Origin of the sequence: Comamonas sp. E6 (assembly GCF_001010305.1) — a bacterium.
In the GTDB taxonomy this organism is placed as follows: domain Bacteria; phylum Pseudomonadota; class Gammaproteobacteria; order Burkholderiales; family Burkholderiaceae_C; genus Comamonas; species Comamonas thiooxydans.
This window is the reverse complement of record NZ_BBXH01000011.1, coordinates 131,500-157,421: the sequence shown is the minus strand read 5'-3', so window position 1 is coordinate 157,421 and position 25,922 is coordinate 131,500. Positions and strand designations below refer to the sequence as shown.

At 61.3% G+C, this 25,922-nt stretch carries 26 protein-coding genes; 13 read left to right on the top strand and 13 right to left on the bottom strand.

Features of this window, described 5'->3' with window-relative positions:
* Positions 1–23: 23 nt before the first annotated feature.
* The 5 genes from leuA to CSE6_RS10450 all read right to left on the bottom strand — a co-directional run bounded on the left by leuA (position 24) and on the right by CSE6_RS10450 (position 6,522).
* A complete protein-coding gene (gene leuA / locus CSE6_RS10470; RefSeq protein WP_034393178.1) occupies positions 24–1,697 on the bottom strand; it encodes a 2-isopropylmalate synthase in 1,674 nt (557 codons plus the stop codon).
* Positions 1,698–1,928: 231 nt separating this feature from the next.
* The gene (gene pssA, locus CSE6_RS10465) at positions 1,929–2,798 is read right to left on the bottom strand and encodes a CDP-diacylglycerol--serine O-phosphatidyltransferase (RefSeq protein ID WP_003056635.1); all 870 of its coding nucleotides are present in this window, start codon (positions 2,796–2,798) and stop codon (positions 1,929–1,931) included.
* A gap of 199 nt (positions 2,799–2,997) precedes the next feature.
* Complete coding sequence (gene ilvC, locus CSE6_RS10460) at positions 2,998–4,014, bottom strand: ketol-acid reductoisomerase (RefSeq protein ID WP_003056637.1); 1,017 nt, start codon at positions 4,012–4,014, stop codon at positions 2,998–3,000.
* A 73-nt stretch (positions 4,015–4,087) separates the two neighbouring features.
* On the bottom strand, positions 4,088–4,579 hold the full coding sequence (gene ilvN / locus CSE6_RS10455) for an acetolactate synthase small subunit (protein ID WP_003056638.1): 492 nt from the start codon (positions 4,577–4,579) through the stop codon (positions 4,088–4,090).
* 155 nt (positions 4,580–4,734) lie between these two features.
* Positions 4,735–6,522 (bottom strand): acetolactate synthase 3 catalytic subunit, encoded by a 1,788-nt coding sequence (locus CSE6_RS10450; RefSeq protein WP_059440475.1) that lies wholly within the window; start codon positions 6,520–6,522, stop codon positions 4,735–4,737.
* Positions 6,523–6,787: 265 nt separating this feature from the next.
* Between CSE6_RS10450 and CSE6_RS10445 the strand changes: the two genes are divergently transcribed.
* The 6 genes from CSE6_RS10445 to CSE6_RS10420 all read left to right on the top strand — a co-directional run bounded on the left by CSE6_RS10445 (position 6,788) and on the right by CSE6_RS10420 (position 10,237).
* Positions 6,788–7,357 (top strand): RNA polymerase sigma factor, encoded by a 570-nt coding sequence (locus CSE6_RS10445; protein ID WP_034356999.1) that lies wholly within the window; start codon positions 6,788–6,790, stop codon positions 7,355–7,357.
* The gene (locus CSE6_RS10440; RefSeq protein WP_059440474.1) at positions 7,354–7,809 is read left to right on the top strand and encodes a DUF3619 family protein; all 456 of its coding nucleotides are present in this window, start codon (positions 7,354–7,356) and stop codon (positions 7,807–7,809) included. The genes CSE6_RS10445 and CSE6_RS10440 overlap by 4 nt, the downstream gene beginning before the upstream one ends.
* 22 nt (positions 7,810–7,831) lie before the next feature.
* Entirely contained in the window at positions 7,832–8,647 is an 816-nt protein-coding gene (locus CSE6_RS10435) for a DUF3106 domain-containing protein (RefSeq protein ID WP_034356994.1), read from the top strand.
* A gap of 127 nt (positions 8,648–8,774) precedes the next feature.
* Complete coding sequence (locus CSE6_RS10430) at positions 8,775–9,239, top strand: RDD family protein (protein ID WP_003066228.1); 465 nt, start codon at positions 8,775–8,777, stop codon at positions 9,237–9,239.
* Between the two features lie 9 nt (positions 9,240–9,248).
* A complete protein-coding gene (locus tag CSE6_RS10425; RefSeq protein WP_034356988.1) occupies positions 9,249–9,647 on the top strand; it encodes a diacylglycerol kinase in 399 nt (132 codons plus the stop codon).
* Positions 9,644–10,237 (top strand): TIGR00730 family Rossman fold protein, encoded by a 594-nt coding sequence (locus CSE6_RS10420; protein ID WP_034356985.1) that lies wholly within the window; start codon positions 9,644–9,646, stop codon positions 10,235–10,237. Before CSE6_RS10425 ends, CSE6_RS10420 begins: the two co-directional genes overlap by 4 nt.
* A gap of 143 nt (positions 10,238–10,380) precedes the next feature.
* Here the strand turns inward: CSE6_RS10420 and CSE6_RS10415 are convergent, their stop codons facing one another.
* Together CSE6_RS10415 and CSE6_RS10410 are read right to left on the bottom strand one after the other, a co-directional pair.
* Positions 10,381–10,719, bottom strand: coding sequence for a P-II family nitrogen regulator (locus CSE6_RS10415; RefSeq protein ID WP_003056652.1), 339 nt, complete (start codon positions 10,717–10,719; stop codon positions 10,381–10,383).
* A 51-nt stretch (positions 10,720–10,770) separates the two neighbouring features.
* Positions 10,771–12,417 carry an NAD+ synthase gene (locus CSE6_RS10410; protein WP_059440473.1) on the bottom strand — a complete coding sequence of 549 codons (1,647 nt, stop codon included), beginning with the start codon at positions 12,415–12,417 and terminating at the stop codon, positions 10,771–10,773.
* Here CSE6_RS10410 and CSE6_RS10405 point away from each other — a divergent pair.
* Positions 12,416–13,777: a GNAT family N-acetyltransferase gene (locus CSE6_RS10405; RefSeq protein WP_193751116.1), complete on the top strand. Its 1,362-nt coding sequence runs from the start codon at positions 12,416–12,418 to the stop codon at positions 13,775–13,777. The two genes, CSE6_RS10410 and CSE6_RS10405, sit on opposite strands and share 2 nt — an antisense overlap.
* Before the next feature lie 60 nt (positions 13,778–13,837).
* Here CSE6_RS10405 and CSE6_RS10400 read toward each other — a convergent pair whose 3' ends face one another.
* The 4 genes from CSE6_RS10400 to CSE6_RS10385 form a co-directional block, all read right to left on the bottom strand.
* Positions 13,838–15,607, bottom strand: coding sequence for a methyl-accepting chemotaxis protein (locus CSE6_RS10400; RefSeq protein ID WP_083994713.1), 1,770 nt, complete (start codon positions 15,605–15,607; stop codon positions 13,838–13,840).
* A 436-nt stretch (positions 15,608–16,043) separates the two neighbouring features.
* A complete protein-coding gene (locus CSE6_RS10395; RefSeq protein WP_059440535.1) occupies positions 16,044–17,807 on the bottom strand; it encodes a methyl-accepting chemotaxis protein in 1,764 nt (587 codons plus the stop codon).
* Positions 17,808–17,945: 138 nt separating this feature from the next.
* Entirely contained in the window at positions 17,946–18,473 is a 528-nt protein-coding gene (gene ppa / locus CSE6_RS10390; RefSeq protein ID WP_003056663.1) for an inorganic diphosphatase, read from the bottom strand.
* 226 nt (positions 18,474–18,699) lie between these two features.
* Positions 18,700–19,224: a DUF962 domain-containing protein gene (locus CSE6_RS10385; protein ID WP_059440472.1), complete on the bottom strand. Its 525-nt coding sequence runs from the start codon at positions 19,222–19,224 to the stop codon at positions 18,700–18,702.
* A gap of 112 nt (positions 19,225–19,336) precedes the next feature.
* On the opposite strand from CSE6_RS10385, the gene CSE6_RS10380 reads away from it, so the two are divergent.
* The 6 genes from CSE6_RS10380 to CSE6_RS10355 all read left to right on the top strand — a co-directional run bounded on the left by CSE6_RS10380 (position 19,337) and on the right by CSE6_RS10355 (position 24,601).
* The gene (locus CSE6_RS10380; protein ID WP_003066211.1) at positions 19,337–20,098 is read left to right on the top strand and encodes a Crp/Fnr family transcriptional regulator; all 762 of its coding nucleotides are present in this window, start codon (positions 19,337–19,339) and stop codon (positions 20,096–20,098) included.
* 78 nt (positions 20,099–20,176) lie between these two features.
* A complete protein-coding gene (locus CSE6_RS10375; RefSeq protein ID WP_083994712.1) occupies positions 20,177–20,863 on the top strand; it encodes a DUF2889 domain-containing protein in 687 nt (228 codons plus the stop codon).
* Positions 20,864–20,960: 97 nt separating this feature from the next.
* Positions 20,961–22,103 (top strand): GTP 3',8-cyclase MoaA, encoded by a 1,143-nt coding sequence (gene moaA / locus CSE6_RS10370; RefSeq protein ID WP_059440471.1) that lies wholly within the window; start codon positions 20,961–20,963, stop codon positions 22,101–22,103.
* The gene (gene mobA, locus CSE6_RS10365) at positions 22,096–22,761 is read left to right on the top strand and encodes a molybdenum cofactor guanylyltransferase MobA (protein WP_034407648.1); all 666 of its coding nucleotides are present in this window, start codon (positions 22,096–22,098) and stop codon (positions 22,759–22,761) included. Before moaA ends, mobA begins: the two co-directional genes overlap by 8 nt.
* 86 nt (positions 22,762–22,847) lie before the next feature.
* Positions 22,848–24,221: a molybdopterin molybdotransferase MoeA gene (locus CSE6_RS10360; protein WP_034383609.1), complete on the top strand. Its 1,374-nt coding sequence runs from the start codon at positions 22,848–22,850 to the stop codon at positions 24,219–24,221.
* A 53-nt stretch (positions 24,222–24,274) separates the two neighbouring features.
* Positions 24,275–24,601 carry a thioredoxin family protein gene (locus tag CSE6_RS10355; protein WP_059440470.1) on the top strand — a complete coding sequence of 109 codons (327 nt, stop codon included), beginning with the start codon at positions 24,275–24,277 and terminating at the stop codon, positions 24,599–24,601.
* Between the two features lie 27 nt (positions 24,602–24,628).
* On the opposite strand, the gene rnhA is transcribed toward CSE6_RS10355, so the two are convergent.
* Complete coding sequence (rnhA, locus tag CSE6_RS10350) at positions 24,629–25,078, bottom strand: ribonuclease HI (RefSeq protein WP_003066200.1); 450 nt, start codon at positions 25,076–25,078, stop codon at positions 24,629–24,631.
* A complete protein-coding gene (locus tag CSE6_RS10345) occupies positions 25,075–25,908 on the bottom strand; it encodes a class I SAM-dependent methyltransferase (protein WP_034356964.1) in 834 nt (277 codons plus the stop codon). Before CSE6_RS10345 ends, rnhA begins: the two co-directional genes overlap by 4 nt.
* Positions 25,909–25,922: the final 14 nt, after the last annotated feature.

The window sequence follows — 25,922 nt, the reverse complement described above, 5'->3', positions numbered from 1 at the left end:
TGGCGACACCGGCTTTGAACCTTTTATGCGGCTACCGCCTCTTCGGCGACAGCAGGGACGCGCTGCACTCCCGAGATGATGGCGCGCAACGAGGCAGAAACGATATTGGCATCGACCCCGACGCCATAGCAGACCTGAGCGTCATCCACGCGCAGCTCCACATAGGCAATCGCCTTGGCATTCGCTCCCTCGCCAATCGCATGCTCAGCATAGTTGAGCACGCGCACATTGCGGCCGACGTTAGCCGACAGCGCCTGCACGAAGGCATCAATGGGGCCCGTACCTTCGCCTTCCAAAAAATACTTTTCTCCGGCGATCTCGATGTGGGAAGTCATATTGACAACGCCATCTGCCTCGCTCAGGCGATATTGAGGTGCCTTGACAGTGTTGACCCCATATTCGCGCTGGAACAGCTCCCACAGATCCGCAGCCGACAATTCCTTGCCGCTGGCGTCCATCTCGCGCTGCACGACCTGGCTGAACTCGATCTGCAGGCGGCGAGGCAGCTGAAGCCCATATTCGCTCTCGAGCAGATAGGCAATACCACCCTTGCCCGACTGGCTGTTCACGCGAATCACTGCCTCATAGCTGCGCCCCAGGTCCTTGGGATCGATGGGCAGATAAGGCATATCCCAGATATCGCCTTCCTTGTGGGCGGCGAAAGCCTTCTTGATGGCGTCCTGGTGGGAGCCGGAGAAGGAGGTGTAGACCAAGTCACCCACGTAAGGGTGACGAGGATGCACGGGCAACTGGTTGCAATGCTCAACCGTTGCGCGGATATCGTCGATGTCGGAGAAATCCAGGCCGGGGTTCACGCCCTGGATATACATATTGAGCGCCACATTCACCACGTCCAGATTGCCGGTGCGCTCGCCGTTGCCGAACAGGCAACCTTCCAGGCGGTCCGCGCCGGCCATCAGGGACAGCTCGGCAGCCGCCGTTCCCGTGCCGCGGTCGTTATGCGGATGGACCGAGATCACCACGCTGTCACGGCGCTTGATGTTGCGATGCGTCCACTCCACCATGTCGGCAAAGATATTAGGCGTTGAGTGCTCCACGGTGGTGGGCAGGTTGATGATGCACTTGTTCTCGGGCGTGGGCTGCCAGACGTCGGTGACGGCGTCTATCACGCGCTTGGAGAACTCCAGCTCGGTGTCCGAATACATTTCGGGCGAGTACTGGAAGGTCCATTTGGTGTTGGGGTGCTGGGCCGCGATGTCCTTGAACATCTGGGCATTGGTCACAGCCAATTCCACAATCTCGTCTTCAGTCATGTTCAGCACCACGCGGCGCATCACGGGAGCCGTGGCGTTGTAGAGATGGACGATGGCGCGGGGCACGCCTTCGAGCGCTTCGAAGGTGCGGCGAATCAGGTGCTCACGCGCCTGGGTCAGCACCTGCACGGTCACGTCGTCGGGAATGCGGTTTTCCTCGATGAGCTTGCGCATGAAGTCGAACTCGATCTGCGAGGCCGAAGGAAAGCCGACTTCGATTTCCTTGAAACCGATCTTCACCAGTTGCTCGAACATGCGCACCTTGCGCTCGATGTCCATGGGCTCGATCAGGGCCTGGTTGCCGTCACGCAGATCCACGCTGCACCAGACCGGGGGCTTGGTGATGACCGCGTCGGGCCAGGTGCGATCGGTCAGACGCACGGGGGCGAAAGCGCGGTATTTGGTGGAAGGGTTTTGCAACATGGTGAGTCTCTTTAGTCGAAATTAGAGGAAATTGAACCCAGCTCCAGCGACGCCCAAAAGCAAAAACGGCCCGTCGCTGATGCTACGGGCCGCCAAGTAGGGTGTGTTTGTACGCGCGCGCTACTTTCTCTGCCCGTTGGACATTAGTAGTAGAGCTAGCGACAGGTTTTGCATGCGGGTCACTTTAACACAAGAAAAGTTGACAGGGCCAGGATTTTTTGGGGCCGCGCTTCAATCGTCGTGCAGACCACGCTCATCGGGCTCGTCCTTGGAGGTCGCCACAATGCTGACCTGCTCACCCTTGGCACGGCGCCAGACATAGATCACATAGCCCGAGACCGAGTAGCCGACAAACACCAGGAAGAGCATGGTTGCAGGCTCGATGCTGACCACGGCCATCAGCAGGGCCACCACCACCAGCGAGACGAACGGCATGCTCTTGGCGCCGCCGATGTCCTTGAAGCTGTAATAGGGAATATTGGTGACCATGGTCAGACCTGCGAACAGCGTGATGGCGAACATGATCCAGGAGAGATCGGCCCTGTCCGTGGGATAGCCGCCAAACCAGGAAATCACATCGCCGAAGATGGGTACATCACGATGGGAAACCATCAGCGCACTGGTCAGCCAGATAAAGCCCGCCACCAGGGCCGCAGCCGCAGGCGAAGGCATGCCCTGGAAATAGCGCTTGTCCACCACGGCCGTATTCACGTTGAAGCGCGCCAGGCGCAATGCGGCGCAGGCGCAATACACAAAGGCGGCAATCCAGCCCCAGCGCCCCAGGGGACGCAAGGCCCATTCATAAGCAATCAGCGCGGGCGCGGCACCGAAGGACACCATGTCGGAGAGCGAGTCCATCTGCTCACCGAACGCGCTTTGCGTGTGCGTCATGCGCGCCACGCGACCGTCAAGACTGTCGAGCACCATGGCGCAGAAAACGCCCACGGCCGCCAGCTCGAACTTGTTGTTCATGGCCATGACGATGGCGTAGAAACCGCCAAACAGCGCTGCCAGCGTGAACAGATTGGGCAGCACATAAATGCCTTTGCGCGGCTTGCGCGGCATTCCACTCAGATCGGCAGAATCATTGCTGTTTTGCATCAAACAGACCTCCAGTGCTTGCATGTCAACTGCATGCAGCTATTAAAACGATAGTATTTCAAGCATGGCCATCATGGCCATGTCCCTGCCACCAGTGTACCCGCCACACAGATCGCATCCGGAATGAAAAAAGGCCACCTCAAAGGTGGCCTCTTGCCCAAGCGCAGTCATCCGGCTCGCGCCGAATGACCTGCCTGCATTAGTTGCGGGTCTGGTCGACCAGCTTGTTCTTGGAGATCCAGGGCATCATGGAGCGCAGCTGGCCGCCCACTTGCTCGATGGCATGGTCGGCGTTCTGGCGACGACGGGCAGTCATCGAAGGATAGTTCAGACGGCCTTCGCTGATGAACATCTTGGCGTATTCACCGCTCTGGATGCGCTTGAGGGCGTTGCGCATGGCCTTGCGGGATTCTTCGTTGATGACTTCGGGGCCGGTCACGTACTCGCCATACTCCGCGTTGTTGGAGATGGAGTAGTTCATGTTGGCGATGCCGCCTTCATACATCAGGTCAACGATCAGCTTGAGCTCGTGCAGGCACTCGAAGTAAGCCATTTCGGGAGCGTAGCCAGCTTCGGTCAGCGTCTCGAAGCCCATCTTCACCAGTTCCACGGCACCGCCGCACAGCACGGCCTGCTCGCCGAACAGGTCGGTCTCGGTTTCTTCCTTGAAGTTGGTTTCGATGATGCCGCCCTTGCCGCCGCCGTTGGCGGAAGCATAGGACAGGGCCACGTCACGGGCCTTGCCGGACTTGTCCTGGTAGATGGCGATCAGGGAAGGCACGCCGCCGCCCTTCAGGTATTCGGAGCGCACGGTGTGGCCGGGGCCCTTGGGAGCGACCATGATCACGTCCAGATCGGCGCGGGGCACGACCTGGTTGTAGTGCACGTTGAAGCCGTGAGCGAAAGCCAGGGTAGCGCCGGACTTGATGTTGGGCTCGACGTTGTTCTTGTACACCTCGGGGATGTTCTCGTCAGGCAGCAGGATCATGACCACGTCGGCAGCCTTCACCGCGTCGTTCACTTCCATCACGGTCAGACCGGCCTTGCCGACCTTGTCCCAGGAAGAGCCGCCCTTGCGCAGACCGACCACAACCTTCACGCCGCTGTCGTTCAGGTTTTGAGCATGTGCGTGGCCTTGGCTGCCGTAGCCGATGATGGCAACAGTCTTGCCCTTGATCAGGCTCAGGTCACAGTCCTTGTCGTAGAAAACTTTCATGATGGCTCCAGGTCTCTTATCTTGAGGGGGTTAAAAAGGTTTGTTCAGATTCAAAAGTGGTGCAACGCAGCCATTAGACACGCAGAATGCGTTCGCCACGACCAATACCCGAGGCGCCTGTGCGAACGGTCTCAAGGATGGCAGTGCGATCAATGGCTTGCAGGAAGGCGTCGTTCTTGGACTGGTCGCCGGTCAGCTCCACGGTGTAGCTCTTCTCGGTCACGTCGATGATGCGACCGCGGAAGATGTCCGCCATGCGCTTCATTTCCTCGCGTTCCTTGCCCACGGCACGCACCTTGACCATCATCAGCTCGCGCTCGGTGTAGGCACCTTCGGTCAGGTCCACCACTTTAACCACTTCAATCAGTCGATTCAGGTGCTTTGTGATTTGCTCAATCACATCGTCCGAGCCCGTGGTGAGGATGGTCATGCGCGACAGCGAGGGGTCCTCAGTCGGTGCGACAGTCAGGGATTCGATGTTGTAGCCACGGGCGGAAAACAGGCCCACGACGCGCGACAGTGCTCCAGGCTCGTTCTCGAGCAGCACGGCAATAATGTGTTTCATTGGGAGATTCCTCTTTTCGCCGCCCTCCCCTGACACCGGTAAGTGCCAGGCTCGGCGGACAATAGATTCGTCAAAAAATGCTATTTAAAATATAGCTGCTTGTGCTTGATATGTAAGTGCTTGAGGCCGATTTTTTCAAAACCGGCTACCCGGCATCACAGATCGTCGGCGCCCAGCAGCATTTCCGTGATGCCACGGCCGGCTTGCACCATGGGGAACACGTTCTCGGTCGGATCGGTGCGGAAGTCCAGGAAGACCGTCTTGCTTTCCTCGCGCACGATACGGCGCGCCTCGCGCAGCGCAGCCTCGACATCGGCAGGCTTCTCGATCAGCAGGCCACGATGGCCAAAGGCCTCGGCCAGCTTCACGAAGTCGGGCAGCGAATCCATATAGCTGCTTGAGTAGCGACCCGAGTATTCAATTTCCTGCCACTGGCGCACCATACCCAGGAAGCGGTTGTTCAGCGCACAGATGACCACCGGGGTGTTGTACTGCTTGCAGGTGGCCAGCTCCTGGATATTCATCTGGATCGAGCCTTCGCCCGTGATGCAGAAGACTTCGGAGTCGGGCTTGGCCAGCTTGATGCCCATGGCGTAAGGCAGGCCCACGCCCATGGTGCCCAGACCGCCGGAGTTGATCCAGCGACGGGGTTCATCAAAGCGGTAATACTGCGCCGCCCACATCTGGTGCTGGCCCACATCGGAGGTGATGTAGGCGTCGGCATCCTTGGTCATGTTCCACAGCGTGTCGACCACGTACTGGGGCTTGATGACTTCGGTGTTGGACTTGTCGTAGCTCAGGCAGTCGCGGCTGCGCCAGCCTTCGATGGTGCTCCACCATTGGCCCAAAGCTGCCTCATCGGGGCGCTGTGCCGACTCGCGCAGCATGGCAATCAGCTCGTTGAGCACGTCCTTGACATCGCCCACGATGGGCACATCCACCTTCACGCGCTTGGAGATGGAGGAAGGATCGATGTCGATATGGATGATCTTGCGCTCCACCGACATGAAATGCTTGGGATTGCCGATCACGCGATCGTCAAAGCGCGCACCCACGGCCAGCAGCACATCGCAGTTCTGCATGGCATTGTTGGCTTCGATGGTGCCGTGCATGCCCAGCATGCCCAGGAACTTCCGGTCGCTGGCCGGGTAGGCGCCCAGGCCCATCAGCGTATTCGTGACCGGGTAGCCCAGCATGTCCACCAGCTGACGCAGCTCGTTGCAGGCATTGCCCAGCAGCACGCCGCCGCCGGTGTAGATATAAGGGCGCTTGGCCGTCAGCAGCAGCTGCAGAGCCTTGCGAATCTGGCCCGCATGACCCTTTTTGACGGGGTTGTAAGAGCGCATTTCCACTTTTTCAGGATAGCCCGTGTACAGCGCCTTCTTGAAGGACACATCCTTGGGAATATCCACCACCACAGGGCCGGGACGGCCGGTGCGGGCGATGTGGAAAGCCTTTTTCATGGTCTCGGCCAGCTCGCGCACATCCTTGACCAGGAAGTTGTGCTTGACGATGGGACGCGTGATGCCCACTGTGTCGCACTCTTGAAACGCGTCGGTACCGATGTAATTGGTCGATGTCTGTCCCGCGATCACCACCATGGGGATGGAGTCGGTATAGGCGGTGGCAATGCCCGTTACCGCATTGGTCAGACCGGGGCCGGAAGTCACCAGCGCCACGCCCACCTCACCGGTGGCACGCGCAAAACCGTCGGCTGCATGCACGGCCGCCTGCTCGTGGCGCACCAGCACATGCTGGATGCTGTCCTGCTTGTAGAGCGCGTCGTAAATATAGAGAACTGCCCCGCCAGGGTAACCCCACAGGTGCTTGACACCTTCAGCCTGAAGAGACTTGATGAGGATTTCGGAGCCCATCAATTCCTGGGCGCCCTTGGGGGACGATGCGGCGGCTGCAGAGGCCAGCTCGGCTTTGGAGATTTCCATGATCAACCTTTGTGAATTTCTCTAACGAAAAACCTTCGGTGCCCTTAGCCTGAAGCCCTTGTGAGGCCGGTTTAGGACTTAAGACCACATGCCATGGACGTTTGTGTATACGCCGGACCGTGATCCGTTTGCTTCTTTAAGTTGAAGATCATTATCGCACTGCAACAAGACCTTCAAATGCAGTACACAAAAAAACATCATCGGATGCGATAATCTGCCGCTTTCGTCACTACCTAACTCCCGCTTTCTCCAGGGTTACTCTCTCTTGGCCACAGAACAAGAACTGTCTGCATTCCTCAAAGACGTTGAAAAGCGCGCCTTCAAACGCAGCGTTTTCCATGTCCGCGACGAGGAGGCCGCCCTGGATATCGTGCAGGACAGCATGCTCAAACTGGCCCAGCACTATGGGGACAAACCGGTCAATGAACTGCCCATGCTGTTCCAGCGCATTCTGTCGAACAGCACTCTTGACTGGTTTCGCCGCCAGAAGACACAGAAAGCCGTTTTCACTCACTTCAGCGACCTGGAGTCTTCCGTAGACGGGGACAGCGACTTCGATTGGCTGGAAACCTATGCCACCAACGGCGACGCATCCGCCGCCAGCAACGCCGAGAGCCTGACCGAACGCAAGCAGACACTGCAAAGCATAGAAAAAGAGATACAGGAGCTGCCTGCGCGTCAACGCGAGGCCTTTCTCATGCGTTACTGGGAAGAGATGGATGTCGCAGAGACCGCTGCCGCCATGGGTTGCTCTGAAGGCAGCGTCAAAACCCATTGCTTCCGCGCCATTCAAACATTGAGCAAGGCACTCAAGGCCAAAGGAATCGAGTTATGAAATCCGCGCCCACCCTCCGGCAAGAACAGACCGCCGACCGCATCGCCCGTCAAATCACTGCCCGCCTGAGCGAGGGCGAAGCCTTGCTCCCTTACGAAATTACCGAACGCCTGCGCGCCTCCCGCGAGCAAGCCGTGTCCATACGTCGCCGCGAAGCGTCTGTACTGCGCGTTCAGACCAGTACTGCAGCATCCGCCCAGGGCAACACCCTGACACTGGGCAACCCCGACGAGGGTAACGGCTGGTGGCGCACCCTGGTCTCGGCCATCCCCGTTTTTGCACTCATTGCGGGCCTGGTAATCTACAACTCCGACACCGAACAAAGTATGCTAAGCGAAGTCACCGAGGTCGATACAGCCTTGCTGACCGATGATCTGCCCCCTGCTGCCTACTCTGACCCTGGCTTCATCCAGTACCTCAAGACCTCGGCAGCCACCCCATCAGAACACTAAACAGCCTGCCACCTCTGCCTTGATGCCCACTGAGAAGCGCTCCCTCCTGAAACCCGACAACACCGCCGCCATCATGGCGGCGCTGTTGTTGGTGGCCTTGAGCTGGACAGGATGGAATGTCGTACAGCAAGTCAGGCTGGCACCCAGCTCCGTCCCCCCCGCCACGGTAGCTGCATCCAGATCCATGCATGCAGACCCGTCCACGCGCCAGAGAGCCTCGGCGCAGGCCTCAGGTCCACGCTGGGGCGAACTCAGCAGCCACCAGCGCGAGATTCTGCAGCCGCTGCAAGAGCGCTGGGCCATGATCGGCTCGGTGCAGAAGCGCCGCTGGATTGCCCTGGCGGATGGTTTTGACAAACTCAGCGAGCGCGAACAGCAAAAGCTTCATGACCGCATGGAAGCCTGGTCCGGCCTGAGTGCTGCCCAGCGCAATCAGGCCCGGCTGAATTTCGCCATTACCAACAAGCTCGCGACTGACAAGCAGGCCCAGTGGGAGGCCTACCAGGCTCTGAGCGATGAAGAAAAGCGACTGCTGGCGGCCCGCGCCACTCCCAAGGTGGTAAGCGCCGCACCGGCCATCAAGCCCGTGCCTTCCAAGAAGCTGGCGCGCATTCCTGCTGCCACGGCCTCCCCCAATACGGTGCCCAATCTGCCCAAGATTCCACCCGCAACCATTCATCATCCACCACCGCCCGTGCCCGCAACACCTGCCATGGTGGAGACGCACCCCATCCGTACGCCCTCGGTGATTGTGGAGACGGCTCCTGTGGACATTCCTCGCGCCACCCCGATCACCCTGCCTCCGCTGGATGCGCCAAGTCAAGACGCGCACCAATGACAGTGTCGGTGCGGCAACCGAGCGCCAAGCCCGCTGACCTGAGCCCTACAATGCCCTCATGCAGCAAGACACCCGGCCGGCAGCCTCATCGACTCCTGACTTCATAGCACCAAGCCTGCGTCGCCGCATGGCTTGCTGGCTTTATGAAGGCATGCTTTTGTTTGGCGTGGTGTTCATCGCCGGCTATTTGTTCGGAACGTTGTCTCAGACGCGCAATGCACTCGACAATCGGCATCTGCTGCAGGCCTTCATGCTGGTGGTGCTGGGGATTTACTTTGTCTGGTTCTGGAGCAAGGGCCAGACGCTGGCCATGAAGACCTGGCATATCCGCGTGGTCGATACCCAAGGTCGACCCCTGACGCAAACCCGCGCCCTGCTGCGTTACGCAGCCAGCTGGATGTGGTGGCTGCCACCGCTGGCCCTGCTCTACCCGCTGGGCCTGCCGCCACTGGAGGTTCTGGTGCTGCTCATGGGCTGGATTCTGATCTGGGCGCTGCTGAGCCGCTTTCACCCCAGAAAGCAGTTCTGGCACGACGCCTGGGCCGGCACCCAGCTGGTGCATCAGGCCCCCACTCCCAAACGCATCCGCTGACCCCCCTCCATGAGTACCTCCTCACCCGACCCCGTCAACCCGCAAAAAAGCCGTACCGGACTGTCCCGAGTGCTGCATGCCGGCGGCTACTCACTGGCTGGCCTCAAGGCCGGCTGGCATGAAAAAGCATTCCAGCAAGAAGCAATCTGTGCTGCCGTCATGATTCCTCTGGCGCTCTGGCTGGGCCAGAGCTGGGAGCAGACAGCGCTGTTGGCCGGCACCGTCATCCTGGTGCTCATTGTGGAATTGCTCAATACCGGCATAGAGGCAGCCATAGACCGTATTGGGCCCGAATGGCACGAGCTGTCCAAGAAAGCCAAGGACATGGGCAGCGCTGCTGTATTTCTGGCCCTGTGCCTTTGCGGAGCCGTCTGGGCTGCCGCTCTTTATCACCGTTTCATCGTATGACTCAACCCGCTTTTTCCATTTGCGTGTACTGCGGCTCACGCCCCGGCACCAACCCTCAATTCACCGAAGTCGCCAAGGCCGTGGGCCAATGGATAGGCTCGCGCGGCGGCCAGCTGGTCTATGGCGGTGGACGCAGCGGCCTGATGGGCGTGGTGGCCGAAGCCACGCAACAAGCTGGCGGCCGTGTCGTCGGCATCATCCCTCAGGCACTGGTCGACAAGGAGCTGGCCAACCAGGCCTGCGACGAACTGCACATCGTCAAGAACATGCACGAACGCAAGGCCATGATGGCCGAGCGCAGCGATGCCTTCGTGGCCCTGCCCGGCGGCATCGGTACTTTTGAAGAGCTGTTCGAAGTCTGGACCTGGCGCCAGCTGGGCTACCACGACAAGCCCGTCGGCATTCTCAATGTGGATGGCTATTACGACGCCATGCTGCAGTTTCTTCAGTCCTGTGTGGGCAACGGCTTCATGGGCGAGTGGCAGATGGGCCTGGTCGAAAGCAGCAGCGACACCTCGGCCCTGCTGCAGAATCTCGTCCAGAATGCCGGCAGCCAGCTGGATACACCGCCTCTGCGCTCGGTAATCTGAGCCCTGAAAAACACTGCAGGGCGTCATCCGTCGGCCCGTAGCGCTGCCGACAGTGCGCACACCCGGCCCCAGACCATGAAAAAAGCCAGACTCAAGGTCTGGCTTTTTGCCTGGGGCGCATGACTGGGGCGCGACATGGCGACTTAGACAGCCGTGTCGTCCAGCTCACCCGTACGGATGCGCACCACGCGCTCCACGGGGGTGATGAAGATCTTGCCGTCACCAATCTTGCCGGTGCGCGCGACGTTGACGACAGCATCCACGCAGCGGTCCACGTCTTCATCTCGCACCACGACTTCGATCTTCACCTTGGGCAGAAAATCCACCACATACTCCGCGCCACGATAGAGCTCGGTATGGCCTTTCTGGCGGCCAAAACCCTTGACTTCGGTCACGGTCAGACCATTCACCCCACACTCGGCCAGGGCCTCGCGCACTTCCTCGAGCTTGAAGGGCTTGATGACGGCGGTAATCATTTTCATGGGGCTGGTTCCTCAATTGATTGAAATCGGCAAAACACCGGAGGCAGAACCTCAGGCGCGAAATTTATTGGTAATGGGGTAGCGCCAGTCCTTGCCAAAGCTGCGCATTGTCAGACGTGGACCGACTGGCGCCTGGCGACGCTTGTACTCGTTGATTTGTATCAGACGCGTGACCCGCTCCACATCCGCAGGCGCAAAACCCTCGGCGACGATGGAGCTTATGCTCTCGTTGTTTTCCATGTAACGGGCCACGATGGCATCCAGCACCTCGTAGTCCGGCAGGCTGTCCTGATCCTTCTGATCGGGGCGCAGCTCGGCGCTGGGCGGACGCGTGATGATGCGCTCGGGAATGGGATCGAGCCCCGTGCCGAAGGGATCGTTGGCATTGCGCCAGCGTGCCAGCGCAAACACCTCGGTCTTGAACACATCCTTGATGACGGCAAAACCGCCGGCCATGTCGCCGTACAGCGTGCAGTAGCCGGTGGACATCTCGCTCTTGTTGCCCGTGGTCAGCACGATGGAGCCAAACTTGTTACTCATAGCCATCAGCAGGGTGCCGCGAATACGGGCTTGCAGGTTTTCCTCGGTCGTGTCTTCGGCGCGTCCGGCAAAAGTGCCAGCCAGCGCTGCCTTGAAGGCTTCGAACTGCGGCGCGATATCGATCTCTTCGTGCTGCACGCCCACGCGCTCGGACATTTCGCGCGCATCAAGCCAGCTGATATCGGCCGTATAGGGCGAAGGCATCATGACCGTGCGCACCTTGTCCGCACCCAGCGCGTCCACGGCAATGGCCAGCACCAGGGCCGAATCCATGCCGCCCGACAGGCCGATGAGCGCACCCGGAAAACGGTTCTTGCCCACATAGTCGCGCACGGACAGCACCAGCGCCGACCAAAGCGCATGATGGTGGTTCAGCTGGGGCTTGACTTGCCCCATCAGCTTCACGCGCCCATCCACCAGCTGCGCAGCCATCATGGGCAGCTCTTCCTCGAAGGCCGCCGCACGCGCCACCACCTGACCGCTGACGTCCACCGCAAACGAGCAGCCGTCGAACACGACCTCGTCCTGGCCGCCCACCAGATGGGCATAGACCAGGGGAACCGCATTTTCCATGGCGCGCTGCGCAATCACCGCCTCGCGCTCGGAGGGTTTGCCGCTATGGAACGGCGAGGCATTGATGACGGCCAGCAACTGGGCGCCTGCGGCCACGGCCGCCCGCGCAGGGCCGGCATGCCAAGCGTCTTCGCAAATCAGCAGTCCGATCTGGATGCCGTCCAGCTCGAAGACACAGCTCTCTTCACCGGCCGCAAAGTAGCGCTGTTCGTCGAACACGCCAAAGTTGGGCAGCAGTTGCTTGAAATAGCGCGCAATCTGCTGACCATCGCGCAGCACGCTGGCAGCGTTGAACAGTTTCTCACCTTGCTCATCGCGCTGCGGGTGACCGATGACCAGCGCCAGCCCCGGCCATTGGGCACTGGCTTGCTGCAACTGCTGCAGGGCCGCATCGCAGGCTTCCAAAAATGCCGGACGCAGATACAGGTCCTCAGCCGCGTAGCCACACAGGGCAAGCTCGGGCGTGAGCAGCAGGCGGGCACCGTTGGCATAAGCTTCAGCAGCAGCGGCGATGATTTTCTGGACATTGCCAGAGAGGTCTCCCACAACAAAATTGCGTTGGGCACAGCAAATGGAAAGCGTCATGAAAAGCAAGCTAGGCGGTGAGGCCACCAGCCCCCGCGACAATCAGGGCATGGCCGAAAACAAGATTATCACTCGCGTGCTTGCCAGCGTGCAGCAGCTGGACGCACAAACCTGGAATGTGCTGCTGGCCTCTCAATCCACGCCCACGCCCTTCATGCGCCACGAATACCTGGCAGCCATGGAGCAAAGCGGCAGCGCCACGCCCGATACCGGCTGGATCGCCCGGGTCATCACCGTCTGGGACGGCGATGAGCTGCTGGCGGCCTGCCCCCTCTATATCAAGACCCACTCCTACGGCGAATATGTGTTTGACTGGGCCTGGGCGCGCGCCTATCAGCAGCATGGCCTGCCTTACTACCCCAAGGGATTGCTGGCCGTCCCCTTCACGCCCGTGCCAGGCTCCCGCCTGCTGGCACGCAGCCAGGCACTGCGCGTGGCGCTGGTGCATGCCGTCCAGGCCTGGGCAGCCGAGCAGCAACTGTCATCGCTGCACCTGCTGTTTGGCGATGCCGACGATCTTGCTGCCTGCGCCGCAGCCGGCTGGATGCAGCGCAGCACGGTGCAGTTTCACTGGACGAACACGCCGCCCGCACTTCCCGCTGCGGGCGCTCCCCTGCCAGCCGGGGCACTACCCGGCAGCATGCAAGCGAGCAATGACACAGCAATGGCACCGTCCCGCTGGAAGGACTTCGACGACTTTCTGGGCTCGCTGAACCAGGAAAAGCGCAAGAAAATCCGCCAGGAGCGGCGCAAGATACGCGAAGCCGGCGTGAGCTTCAAAGCCATGCAGGGTAGCGACATCGGTGCGCAGGACTGGTCCTTCTTCTACCGCTGCTATGAGCGCACCTACCTGGAGCATGGCAACCCGCCGTATCTGACACTGGAGTTCTTTGCCTCCATGGCCTCGGCCATGCCCGAGAACTGGGTGATGTTCATCGCCGAGCGCGACGGACAGCCTGTCGCTTCAAGTTTGATAGCTATTACCAGCTTACAGTCAATGACTTCAGCATCAAAACCATTGTTTTTTGATGATAGACAAGCGCTAGCAGCTATCAATAACAAGGTCGCCTATGGCCGCTACTGGGGCGCTCTGGAGCGGATCGACAGCCTTCATTTCGAAGCCTGCTACTACCAGCCCATCGAATGGTGCATCGCCAACGGCTTTGCCCGCTTCGAAGGCGGTGCCCAGGGCGAGCACAAGATGGCCCGCGCGCTGCTGCCCGTGGAAACACCGAGCGCCCACTGGGTGGCCCATCCCGCTTTTGCCGATGCCATCGAGCGCTTCCTGCAGCGCGAGAGCGAAGGCATGGCCCAATATGTGGAAGAGCTGCAATCCCATAGTCCACTGCGCAAGGCCTGAAGGTGGAGACAAAAAAAGGCCGCTTTGCAGCGGCCTTGAAGCTCAGACTCCAGGAGACATTCAGAAGGTTTCCCAGTCATCCTCATCCAGCGAGGACTTTTGCACATTGCGGGTAGGAGCGGATTCGCCAGCAACCGCGCCCCCCATCAAAGAGCGCGGGGCTGCCGGCATGGGGGCAGGACGGGCAGCAACACGACGGACAGCTGCCTGACGCGCCGGGGCGGCGGCGGCGACCACAGCCGGCGCCGCCGCACGGGCTGCAGCCTTGGGTGCCTGGTCATAAAGCGCACTGGCGGGCAGCTGGAAAACCGCCACAGCCTGAACCAGATCCTGCGCCTGCTTGCGCAGCGCACCAGCGGCTGCAGCACTTTCCTCCACCAGCGCCGCGTTTTGCTGCGTCGTCTGATCCATTTGCGTCACCGCCTCGCCAACCTGGGCCACACCCTGGCTCTGCTCCTGGCTGGCGGCACTGATCTCGGCCATCAAATCCGTCACCCGGCTGATCGCAGACACGATGTCGGCCATGGTGGCACCGGCCTTGTCCACCAGCTGCGTGCCCTGCTCCACCCGCTGCACGCTGGTGCTGATCAAAGCCTTGATTTCCTTGGCTGCCTCGGCACTGCGCTGGGCCAGGGTACGCACCTCGCCCGCCACCACGGCAAAACCACGGCCCTGCTCACCGGCGCGCGCTGCTTCCACAGCCGCATTCAGCGCCAGGATATTGGTCTGGAAGGCGATGGAGTCGATGACGGTGATGATGTCGGCAATCTGCTGGCTGCTGTTGTTGATGCCCTTCATGGTTTCCACCACTTCGGCCACCACGGCACCGCCCTGCGCTGCCACCTGGGAAGCATTCACCGCCATCTGATTGGCGGCACGGGCGTTGTCGGCGTTCTGGCGCACGGTAGAGCCCAGCTGCTCCATGGAGGCGGCGGTTTCCTCCAGCGCACTGGCCTGCTCCTCGGTGCGACCGGAGAGATCAGCATTGCCCGAGGCAATCTGCGAACTGGCCGAGGCCACGCCTTCCGCGTTCTGGCGTACCGAGCGCACGGTCTGCACCAGACTGCTTTGCATACGCTCCAGGGCGCTGAGCAAGCGGCCTGTTTCGTCCTCTCGCTCCACGCGGATGACGCCGCTCAGATCCCCATTGGCCACACGGTCCGCGGCCTGCACCGCCTGCTCCAGCGGCGCACGGATGGAACGCACCAGCCAGATGCCTGCCCCTGCAGCCACCACCACCGCAATCAAGGCAGCCAAGGCAAGCATGCTCACAGCCCGGTCGTAAACCCTCTCCGAAGCCAGAGTCTCGCCCTTGGCCACATCGCTGTTGAACTTGATCAGCTTTTGCAGGGTCGCCGAAGACTGTTCATAGAGCTTGAGAGATTCGCCTCCCAGCAGTTGCTTGGCCTGCTCTTTATCGCCTCGACGCGAAATTTCGAACAGTTGCTTGTTCAACTCCACATAATGCTCTCTCTCGCGCAGGAACTGCGTGTAGAGCTCGCGCTCTTCGGCAGTGACAATCAAAGGTTCATAGAGCTTTTTTGCCTCCGCCAGGTGTTTCTGCAATTGCTCGAATTGAGCTTCCACCTGAGCCATATAGCCGGTCTCGTCATTATTGACATGCCGCAACTCGAGCAAGCGGGTGCGCGCCAGGTCGGTATTGAGTGTATTGATCACTTCCACACTGGGCAGGGCATTGCCGGTGATGGTTTCAGCACTGGAGCGCATGGAGCGCAGCTGCAGCAATGCCATGGCAACCACCACGACCAGCAGCAAGACCAGAACCCCGAACGTACCGAGAATCCGCGTGGAGATTTTGATGCTTTTCATTGATTGCACCTCCCTCTATTACCAATTAGTTTTTATAAATACTTCTTTTGAATCCATGCCCACGAAGCGCAAGGATTCAATGTTTCTGCTCGATCGGGAAATATCTCTCTGAATGGCATACCAGAGATGGAATGCTCCTTGATACCGGCTTATATGTTTTCAATTGTTTCCAGTTTCATATTCCTTGCCTATCTTCACGAGCCTACAGTCATGTAGGCAGTCGCTTACGCCGCACTTAAGTTACTGAAAGTTACCAATCAGTGACAGCAGAGATTCTCGATGCCATGGCAACCTACATAGCCTTGAAAAAGCATCAAGCCACCCCTCTTCTTGATCAATGTCAAGACAGTTTGAAGAAAGCTTGTAAAAAAACCCCGACAGCATTCGCTATCGGGGTTTTGAGACGGAAGCCGTTGAAACCGGCAATACCTCGACCTCAGAACTGCTCCCAATCCTGGTCATTGCTCAAGGCGGGCTGAGCCGTTTTGACCGGCGCAGGCACAGCCTTGCCCGGGCCTTGATCGGCTAACGCCGCAGCCCGCGGGCCAGCGCTCATGCCGGCCTTTGCAACCGGCTCGACCCGATTTTTCAGCGCCGCAGCGGCAAAGCTCTGTGCCTGATTCCCCAACTGAAAAATCGCCACCGAATCGACCAGCGCCTTGGCCTGGCGCTGCAAAGAATCGGCGGCCGCCGCACTCTCCTCCACCAGGGCCGCATTCTGCTGCGTGGTCTGATCCATCTGGGTGACGGCTTCACCCACCTGGGCCACGCCCTGGCTCTGCTCACGGCTGGCTGCGCTGATCTCGCCCATGATGTCGGTCACGCGGCCTATGGCCGTCACGATTTCGGCCATGGTGTCACCGGCCTTGTCCACCAGCTGCGAGCCTTGCTCCACGCGCTCCACGCTGGCATGGATGAGCTGCTTGATTTCCTTGGCCGCCTCGGCGCTGCGCTGGGCCAGCGTGCGCACCTCGCCCGCCACCACGGCAAAGCCACGGCCTTGCTCGCCGGCACGCGCGGCTTCCACGGCCGCATTCAGGGCCAGGATATTGGTCTGGAAGGCAATCGAGTCGATGACGCCTATGATGTCGGCGATCTGGCGGCTGCTGTCGTTGATGCCCTTCATGGTGTCCACCACCTGGGCAACCACATCCCCGCCTCGACCCGCGACATCGGAGGCATTCTTTGCCATTTGATTGGCTGTCTGGGCATTGTCGGCGTTCTGACGCACAGTCGAGCCCAGCTGCTCCATGGAGGCCGCCGTTTCCTCCAGGGCACTGGCCTGGCTCTCGGTGCGCGCCGAAAGATCCGCATTGCCCTGAGCAATTTCGCTGGACGCCAGAGCCACGCCATGGGCATTGCCGCGCACATCCTGAACGACGGAGGACAGTTGCCGACGCATGTCTTCCAGCGCATTGAGCAGCAAGCCCATTTCATCGCGGCGCTGGTTCTTCACCACCATGCCCAGCCTGCCGGCTGCCACGGCCTGCGCCAGCTCAACTGCCGTGGCCACGGGAGCCGTGATGGCGCGTGTCATCGCAATACCGACCACGGCGGCAAACAGCACCACCAGCGCCAGCGTACCGAGCAGCCAGTAGCGGGCCACCTCGAAACTGGACTTTTCGGCCTGCTGGGCCTGAGCCGCGTTCTCGAGCTGCAGCGTCATCAGCTTGCCCGTGCTTTCCGCCAGCTGGCTGAAGGCCTGTTCGGACAGCCCGGCAAAGAACAGCCCCAGCTCGTCGGCCATGCCTGCCTGGCTGTCCACGGTGTTGTAGTCGCCATCGCGTGCCCGCGCCAGCAACTGCTCGTGCAGCTTCAGGAAATTCGCCTTGTTGGCCTGATAGCCCTCGTAGGCCTCGCGCAGCGGCGGGCTGGCAATCAGCTCATGGACCACCTTCTCCTGCTCGGCAATGGTTTTCAGGCGCTGCTGGATCTGCTGCTCGTAGCCTTCGATCTCAACCAGGGTGCGAGCGGTGGCGATGCCTGCCTCATGGCGGCGCAGCCGGTTGTACTCGGAGCGCATGGAGGCTGCGTTGTAGACACTGGGCAGCGCCACTTCGGAAACCTCACGGCCCGCTGCATGAATGCTGGACAGCTGCAACCAGGCCACCAGGCCGAGCAATGCAGACAACAACACCAGCGCCGTAAAGCTGATGCCCAACTTGGTCCCCACGCGCCAGTCCGAAATCTTCCAACTCATGCGCATCCCCTCGTATATATCGATACAGGCAATAAAAAACGCACCAAGCGATGTCCGCCGGGTGCGTTTCAAATTGTATATATGCAGATAGCGAGGCTTCTCTGCAAGTAAAGGTTAGAGACCCTTTACTAGTTTGGATCAGCCCTTGTAGTTGGCGATACCGTCCACGATTTCCTTGTGTGCCGCGTCCACGCCCTTCCAGCCCAGAACCTTGACCCACTTGCCCTTTTCCAGATCCTTGTAGTGCTCGAAGAAGTGGGCGATCTGCTGCAGGGTCAGCTCATGGATGTCGCTGAGGTGGTTGATCTTGTCGTAGGAAGGCAGCAGCTTCTGTGTGGGAACGGCCAGAACCTTGCCGTCGACGCCGGATTCGTCTTCCATCTCCAGAATGCCGATGGCACGGCAGGGCACCACCACGCCGCTGGGCAGGGGGAAGGGAGTCATCACCAGCACGTCCACGGGGTCGCCGTCGCCAGACAGGGTCTGGGGCACATAGCCGTAGTTCACGGGGTAGTGCATGGCAGTGCCCAGGAAACGATCCACGAACAGGCAGCCGGATTCCTTGTCCACTTCGTACTTCACGGGAGCCGAGTTGGCCGAGATTTCGATGACGACGTTGAAGACTTCAGGCGTCTTGGAGCCGGGGGTCACATTGTTCAGAGACATGATGGTTGGGAGAAGTAATACAAAAAGCCCGCCAGAGCCAACAAAGCATCGGCACCTGAGGGTCAGCCCGCGATTTTAGGCGCATGACCCTAACGCTGGCATTACATGTTTGAAAGATGCGCGTGCAGTCGTGTATTCCCGCTAGGCAGCCTCGCCCACTTCAACCATGAAAACCCACTCAAACCAACACCCATAAATCGGTGTCAGCTCTCGGAACAAGAGCATGTCAGGCGCTCACCGGATGCCGGCGACGCACGGGCCCGCTGCGCTGCTCCACCGCAGCCTGCACCTCCTTGCGCAGGCCCAGAGCAAAACCCAACTCGGCCGCCACAAACAGCGGGCCAATCAGCAGGCCCATCACATCGTCAAGAAAAGCGGGCTTGCGTCCTTCCCAGTAGTGACCGATGAACTGGATCACCCAGCCCAGCACAAACAGGCCCAGCCCCCAGGCCAGCCAGCTCCCCATGGGCTGCGTGGCGACAGGAGTCGCCAGCGCCAGCATGGCGGCCAGAAACACGCTCATGAACAGGCCGTATCGCCCGTCGAGCCGCCAGTAATACACTGCTGCAGCAACCGCTGCCAGCAGAGCCAGCGAGATCGGCATGCCGCCAAGCGCTCCCCATTGCAGCCTGGCCAGCAGAATCACCACCGCCTGCATGATCATGGGCACACCGATGTAGTGCGTGACGATATTGCGCGGGTCGCGGTGGTAGTCGGCGTAGTTGGACAGTTGATCGATTAGGGTTTTCATCGCTGTATCTCCTTGTCGCTTGTCAGAGCATGGTGGCGCAGCATCAACCTTGCCGTCTGTCATGCCACCGACACAAGCGCTAAACCCTTCACCCAGGCCTGCACTGGCCTCAGTGCCCACTGCACGCAAGCGCGGCAGCTTCGAGCATGTCAACTCCAATGATCTCTGGGCCATCGTGCAGGCCGGCCGCTGGTTCCGCTCGCTGCCGCCGGAATTGACCGCCCAGATGCAGCAACTGGCCCAGCCAAGGCTGCTGGCCGCCGGCGAATGGCTGTTTCGCCGCGGCGATGCCCCCTGCGGCCTGTATGCGGTGGCCAGGGGATCGCTCAGCATCTCCGGCACGGCAGCGCTTCAGGAAAACACCCGCACGGCCTTGCTGACCTTGATCGAGCCACCGAGCTGGCTGGGCGAGATCGCCCTCTTCGATGGCGAGCCCCGCACCCACGACGCCTGCGCCAACACCGCCTGCGCCCTGCTGCATATCCCTATACCGCCGCTGCGCGAATGGCTGGATGCCAACCCGCATTGCTGGCGCCACATGGCCCTGCTGCTGACCCACAAGCTGCGTGCCAGCCTGATCGCGCTGGAGGAGCAGACCGTGCTGCCTGCACCGCAGCGCGTGATGTGCCGTCTGGTGCAAATGGCCATGGGCCACGAGCAATGGGCCGACCGCATGCGCACCCACCGCGAGCTGGCCGTCTCGCAGGAGCAGATCGCACGCATGCTGGGCTTGTCACGCCAGACCACCAACCAGATCCTGCAGGAGTTGCAGCAGGCCGGCTGGCTGCAACTGCGGCGCGGCAAGCTGGAAGTTCTCGACCTGGCCGCACTCAAGGCCGCAGCACTCACCGGGCAAATCCCCACTAGCAGCTAGGCGCTGCCGGCCTGGCTCGGGGTCGCCCCCCGCCCCGCTGTCCGCTTGGTGCTGGACAAGCCTGCTATCTCTTTGATAATGAAATCGGGTCTGATGCACCAGACCCGGCTCAAGATCATCGCGGGCGACCCAGCCGAGTTCCGACATGCCGTCGTTGTCGCCCGCCATAACAACGGATACCCCATGCCCCTGTCTCCCAGTGCCAGCCGCAAGCCAGTCCCCATCAATATGCGCGACGTCAAATACCGGGGCTATGCCCGCGATGACGGCATGTGGGACGTGGAAGCCGAGCTGATCGACCAGAAAACCTATGACATCGAGCTTCATGGCCGCCGCAAAGTGCCAGCGGGCAAGCCGATTCACCATATGTGGATCCGCCTGACCATCGATGCCGACATGGTGGTGCACGGCATAGAGGCCGCCATGGACGACCACCCCCTGGGCCACTGCCCCCAGGCCACAAAGTCCATGCAAAAGATGGTGGGCTGCTGCATAGCCTGCGGCTGGCGCCGCGCCATTGCCGACAATCTGGGCGGGGTAGTGGGCTGCACGCATCTGCGCGAGCTGCTGTTCAATATGGCAACGCCCGCTTTTCACACCGTGCTCAACCAGTTCGGCCCCAATGGCTCGGGCCTGCCGCCACGCCATCTGGGTCAGTGCCTGGGCTGGGACTTCAACGGCCCCGGCGTGGCCGAGTTCTACCCCGAGTTCAAGGGCTGGAAGCCGCTCTCTCAGCAACCCGTGAAAACCACTACAAAAGACTGATCCACAATACCATCAAGCGCCACCAGCTATCAATTTTGATAGCCCACAACAAGCCCGCAGCCGGCCCGGACTTCACTCTTGCGGCACAATCGAGCCCATGGCAGAACGTGTGATCCCCTTGGTCGATGAGCGTGCGGCATCCCGCAGCGCAATCGTCCCCAGCCCCCTGCAGGCCCCTACCGGGCTGCTGCAGGATCAATGGGGACGGCCTTTGCGCGACCTGCGCATCAGCGTCACCGACCGCTGCAACTTCCGCTGCAACTACTGCATGCCCAAGGAAGTTTTTGACAAGAACTACCAATATCTGCCCCACAGCTCGCTGTTGAGCTTCGAGGAAATTACGCGCCTGGCCAGGCTTTTTGTCGCCCATGGCGTGCGCAAGCTGCGCCTGACCGGCGGCGAGCCGCTGCTGCGCAAGAACATCGAAGCCCTGATTGCCCAGCTGGCCGAGCTGCGCACGCCCGACGGCCAGCCGCTGGACCTGACACTGACCACCAACGCCTCGCTGCTGGCACGCAAGGCCCGCGCCCTGAAGGACGCCGGCCTGAACCGCGTGACCGTCAGCCTCGACGGACTGGACGACGCCGTGTTCCGGCGCATGAACGATGTGGACTTTCCCGTGACCGATGTGCTGGCCGGCATCGAGGCTGCACAGACCGCGGGCCTGTCGCACATCAAGGTGAACATGGTGGTCAAGCGCGGCACCAATGACGACCAGATCCTGCCCATGGCCCACTACTTCCGCGGCACGGGAATCACGCTGCGATTCATCGAATACATGGACGTGGGAGCCACCAACGGCTGGCGCATGGACGAGGTGCTGCCCTCCGACGAGGTCATAGCCCGTCTGCGCGCCGAACTGCCGCTAATCCCGCTGGCACCCAGCGCCCCGGGCGAGACCGCCGTGCGCTGGGGCTATGCCGATGCCAGCGGCCGACATGATCCGCAGCTGGGCGAGGTGGGCGTCATCAGCAGTGTGACCCACGCTTTCTGCGGCGACTGCAACCGTGCACGCCTGTCCACCGAGGGTCAGCTCTATCTGTGCCTGTTCGCCAGCCAGGGCTGGGACTTGCGTAGCCTGCTGCGCACCGGTGCCAGCGATGCCGAGATTGCAGCCGCCATTGCCCCCATCTGGCAGCAGCGCGACGATCGCTACTCGCAAATGCGCAGCGAAATGCCCCCCGATATGGCGCCAGTGCGGCAAGGTCGGCGCATCGAGATGAGCTATATCGGTGGCTGACTCACGCATCACCCCCGAGCAGATCACCGGTTGCGTGCTGGCCGGAGGACGCGGTGCGCGCATGGGCGGTGTGGACAAGGGTCTGCAGAGCTTTCAAGGCTTGCCACTGGCACTGCATGCATTGCAGCGCCTGGCTCCGCAGGTCGGCCCCTTGCTCATCAATGCCAATCGCAATACAGCAGCTTACGCCGAGCTGGGTCGGCCACTGGCTGCCGAGGTCTGCGCCGACAGCCTGCCCGACTACCCCGGCCCGTTGGCGGGCTTCATGGCCGGCCTCGCGCATTGCCGCACGCCATGGCTGCTGTGCGTGCCCTGCGATACGCCGCTGCTGCCCCTCGATCTGGCTGCGCGAATGCTGGCGTCGCGTGGCGATGCCGATATCGTCATCGCTCACGGCTGGGATACCGAGCATGCCCAGCCGGAGCAGCCGCCGCAACTGCGCCCCCAGCCCGTGTTCTGCCTGCTGCGGGCCGGACTCGCCTGCAGCCTTGAGCGCTTCATCACCAGTGGTGGCCGCAAGATAGACGCCTGGACCGGCCAGCATCACAGCGCCCAGGCCGTATTTGACCGCCCCGGGGACGAACAGGCCTTCAGCAACGCCAACACGCTGGCCCAGTTGCTTGATCTGGAGCAAATCGCCCCCGAACGCCAATCCTGAGTCACCGGCACTACCAGCCAAAAGCGTAAAGTGCCACGCAGCCCCATGGCCGCATCCGTCATGAGGTTTTTTTATTTTTTGCTGTTATGACTGCGACTTTTCAACCTGCCGCTTCCACCAGCGCCCAGACGCTGACCACTGACCAGGTACTGCAACAGCTGCAAGCCTTGCTGCAGCCGCTGGGTGCGGTCGCCGAGGTGGAAGCCGTCGCCCTGCCCGATGCACTGGATCGTGTGCTGGCAGCCGATGTGATCTGCCCCGTCAACGTACCACCCCACGACAACAGTGCCATGGACGGCTATGCCTTTGCCGGCAGCGAACTGGAGCAGGCTCGGCCCGGCCAGCCGCTGATGCTGCGTGTGGTGGGGACGGCTCTGGCAGGAGGGCCTTGGCAAGGCCGGCTTGGCGCGGGCGAATGCGTGAAGATCATGACGGGTGCGGTCATGCCGGTGGGTGCGGATACCGTAGTCGCCCATGAGCAGGCCAGCTCTGGCGAGGAGTGCATTCAGTTTGACGGCAGTGCCCTGCGTGCAGGCGCCAATCGTCGCCTGCGCGGCGAAGACCTGGAGCAAGGCTCTGTGGCACTGCAGGCCGGCCAGCGCCTCACACCAGCCGCCCTGGGTCTGCTGGCCAGTCTGGGACTGGGCCAGGTCAGCGTGCGACGCCGCCTCAGCGTGGCTTACTTCTCCACCGGCGACGAGCTGCTGAGCCCAGGTGCCGAGCCGCGCGAGGGAGCCATCTACGACAGCAACCGCTTCAGCCTGCAGGCGCTGTTGCGCCGGCTGGGAGCCCATGTGCTGGACCTGGGGGCCGTGCCCGATGAACCGGCCGCACTGGAAGAGCGCTTGCGCGAAGCAGCCACCCTGGCCGATGTGGTGCTGACCAGTGGCGGCATCAGCGCCGGTGAGGCCGATCACACCCGTGCGATGCTTCAGCGCCTGGGCACTGTGCAGTTCTGGCGGGTGGCCATGCGTCCCGGTCGGCCACTGGCGGTGGGCCTGCTCGCTCCCGCCGGTGGAATCTCATTGACCAGATCAACAGGCATCCCAATCAAGACAAGCGCAAACAGCTCACAAAATCTGAGCAATCCACCGCCCACTCAGCGCCCTGCGGTGCTGCTGGGACTGCCCGGCAACCCGGTGGCCGCCATGGTGAGCTTTCTGATGTTTGTGCGCCCGGCCCTGGCCATGCTGGCAGGCGAACGCAGCCCCTCCGTGCCATTGCTGCAGGCGATCAGCCGCGAGCGCCTGCGCAAACGCCCGGGCCGCACCGAATATCTGCGCGGCGTGCTCGAACTCAATGAGAAGGGCCAGGCCGCCGTGCGCACCACGGGATCGCAAGGCTCGGGCGTGCTCAGCTCCATGGTCGCCGCCGACTGCATCATCGTGCTGGACGATGCACGCGGCGACGTCCAGCCCGGAGAATCCGTCAATGTCCTGCTGCTGCAGGGGCTGATCTGAAGACGGACTTTCTGCCTGGTCTTCTACCCTCGATCCATTCTGGGAAATATTTCATGCCATACCAAGCCACCCACTGGGCCACAGAACCCACAAGGCAGGCCATCGATGCGCTCAAGGGCGCGAATTTGCTGGAATTCGGCACCCCCTGGTGCGGCCACTGCCAGCGCGCCCAGCCGCTGTTGCAGGCTGCGCTGGCAACCCAGCCAGAACTAGCGCACATCAAGGTGGAAGACGGTCCCGGCCGGCCACTGGGCCGCAGCTATCGCGTCAAGCTCTGGCCCACGCTGATTTTTCTGCATGACGGCAAGGAAGTAGCGCGCATCGTGCGCCCCGAATCCGAGCAACAGATCCAAGAAGCGCTGGCACAAATCACGAGCTGAGCCAGCGCATCTACCCCGGCTCCTGGCTCAGCCCTTCTTAAGTGCCAGCTCCACGCCCTTGTTGGCAAGCGCATCGGCGCGCTCATTGCCGGGGTCTCCGGCATGGCCCTTGACCCAGCGCCAGTCGATGCGGTGGCCGCTGCCCTGCACCAGCGCGTCCAGCTGCTTCCAGAGCTCGACATTCTTGACGGGTTCCTTGGAAGCGGTAACCCAGCCCTTGGCCTTCCAACCCTGGATCCACTCGGTAATGCCTTTGCGCACGTACTGACTATCCAGATACAGCACCACATCGCAGGGACGCTTGAGCGCGGACAGCGCCTCGATCACGGCCTTGAGTTCCATGCGGTTATTGGTGGTTCCCAGTTCACCACCGAAGAGTTCCTTCTGTGCCGATCCGGCCTGCAGCAATGCGCCCCAGCCGCCAGGGCCGGGATTGCCCTTGCAGGCACCATCGGTATAGATCACAACTTGATTCAATTTTCTTCCTTGTTACGCCAGGACATGTCCGGCGGCTGCCTCTGGGTCACGGGCGCCTTCATGCCGGCCGGCACGCTGCTCTTGCGCCAGCTCGGGCTCATCAGCCGCATGCCCTGCACACGCTTGACGGCCACCACGCAATAGACGCCCCCCATCACCGGCCAGCAGCGGTGGCCCAGGCCTTCCATGAACTGCCAGCGGCTCAGCCACTTTTCACTTTGAGTGGCAGGACGATAACAGCCAAATTGCACTGCTTCGATCTCGAAGCTCAGCAATCGCAGCCAATCGCGCAAACGCCAGTAGCCCACACCCAGGCTCAAGTCCGGCAAATAGCCCGCACTGCGCTCCACCCGGCGCTGCAAGCCCAGCAGGCTTGAGGGGTTCAGCCCGCTGATCACCAGCCTGCCTTCCGGCACCAGCACGCGTGCAGCCTCGCGCAGCGCGGCATGCGGATCGTTGCAAGCCTCCAGCGTATGCGGCATCAGCAACAGGTCGAGGCTGGCCTCGGCAAAAGGCAGGGCTTCCGGGGCGGTTCTGAGCGCCGGCATCAACGGGGCAGAATTCTGTGCTTCATCAGCGGGCGGCTGCTGCTGCGACACTGCGGTCGCCCTCGCTTGCGCTACAGTGCCTGCTTTTGCATCCGGAACGGGATCGAGACCCTCCAGCGCCAGCCAGCGATGAGGCATGCGATTGCTGCGCAGTCCTTGCAGCTGCGGCAAGCCCAGCTGCAAGGCGTGGTAGCCAAAGATATCGGCCACCGCCTCGTCAAAGCGCTGCTGCTCCCATTTCAGGAGATAGTGCCCGAGGGCTGAATCCGTCCAGTGATGCATCTCTATAATTTTGC

Coding starts and splice junctions, on each gene's coding strand:
- leuA (WP_034393178.1), bottom strand. CDS start 1,697: ATGTTGCAAAACCCTTCCACCAAATACCGCGCTTTCGCCCCCGTGCGT.
- pssA (WP_003056635.1), bottom strand. CDS start 2,798: ATGCAAAACAGCAATGATTCTGCCGATCTGAGTGGAATGCCGCGCAAG.
- ilvC (WP_003056637.1), bottom strand. CDS start 4,014: ATGAAAGTTTTCTACGACAAGGACTGTGACCTGAGCCTGATCAAGGGC.
- ilvN (WP_003056638.1), bottom strand. CDS start 4,579: ATGAAACACATTATTGCCGTGCTGCTCGAGAACGAGCCTGGAGCACTG.
- CSE6_RS10450 (WP_059440475.1), bottom strand. CDS start 6,522: ATGGAAATCTCCAAAGCCGAGCTGGCCTCTGCAGCCGCCGCATCGTCC.
- CSE6_RS10440 (WP_059440474.1), top strand. CDS start 7,354: ATGAAATCCGCGCCCACCCTCCGGCAAGAACAGACCGCCGACCGCATC.
- CSE6_RS10435 (WP_034356994.1), top strand. CDS start 7,832: ATGCCCACTGAGAAGCGCTCCCTCCTGAAACCCGACAACACCGCCGCC.
- CSE6_RS10430 (WP_003066228.1), top strand. CDS start 8,775: ATGGCTTGCTGGCTTTATGAAGGCATGCTTTTGTTTGGCGTGGTGTTC.
- CSE6_RS10425 (WP_034356988.1), top strand. CDS start 9,249: ATGAGTACCTCCTCACCCGACCCCGTCAACCCGCAAAAAAGCCGTACC.
- CSE6_RS10420 (WP_034356985.1), top strand. CDS start 9,644: ATGACTCAACCCGCTTTTTCCATTTGCGTGTACTGCGGCTCACGCCCC.
- CSE6_RS10415 (WP_003056652.1), bottom strand. CDS start 10,719: ATGAAAATGATTACCGCCGTCATCAAGCCCTTCAAGCTCGAGGAAGTG.
- CSE6_RS10405 (WP_193751116.1), top strand. CDS start 12,416: ATGAAAAGCAAGCTAGGCGGTGAGGCCACCAGCCCCCGCGACAATCAG.
- CSE6_RS10410 (WP_059440473.1), bottom strand. CDS start 12,417: ATGACGCTTTCCATTTGCTGTGCCCAACGCAATTTTGTTGTGGGAGAC.
- CSE6_RS10400 (WP_083994713.1), bottom strand. CDS start 15,607: ATGAAAAGCATCAAAATCTCCACGCGGATTCTCGGTACGTTCGGGGTT.
- CSE6_RS10395 (WP_059440535.1), bottom strand. CDS start 17,807: ATGAGTTGGAAGATTTCGGACTGGCGCGTGGGGACCAAGTTGGGCATC.
- ppa (WP_003056663.1), bottom strand. CDS start 18,473: ATGTCTCTGAACAATGTGACCCCCGGCTCCAAGACGCCTGAAGTCTTC.
- CSE6_RS10385 (WP_059440472.1), bottom strand. CDS start 19,224: ATGAAAACCCTAATCGATCAACTGTCCAACTACGCCGACTACCACCGC.
- CSE6_RS10375 (WP_083994712.1), top strand. CDS start 20,177: ATGAAATCGGGTCTGATGCACCAGACCCGGCTCAAGATCATCGCGGGC.
- moaA (WP_059440471.1), top strand. CDS start 20,961: ATGGCAGAACGTGTGATCCCCTTGGTCGATGAGCGTGCGGCATCCCGC.
- CSE6_RS10360 (WP_034383609.1), top strand. CDS start 22,848: ATGACTGCGACTTTTCAACCTGCCGCTTCCACCAGCGCCCAGACGCTG.
- CSE6_RS10355 (WP_059440470.1), top strand. CDS start 24,275: ATGCCATACCAAGCCACCCACTGGGCCACAGAACCCACAAGGCAGGCC.
- CSE6_RS10345 (WP_034356964.1), bottom strand. CDS start 25,908: ATGCATCACTGGACGGATTCAGCCCTCGGGCACTATCTCCTGAAATGG.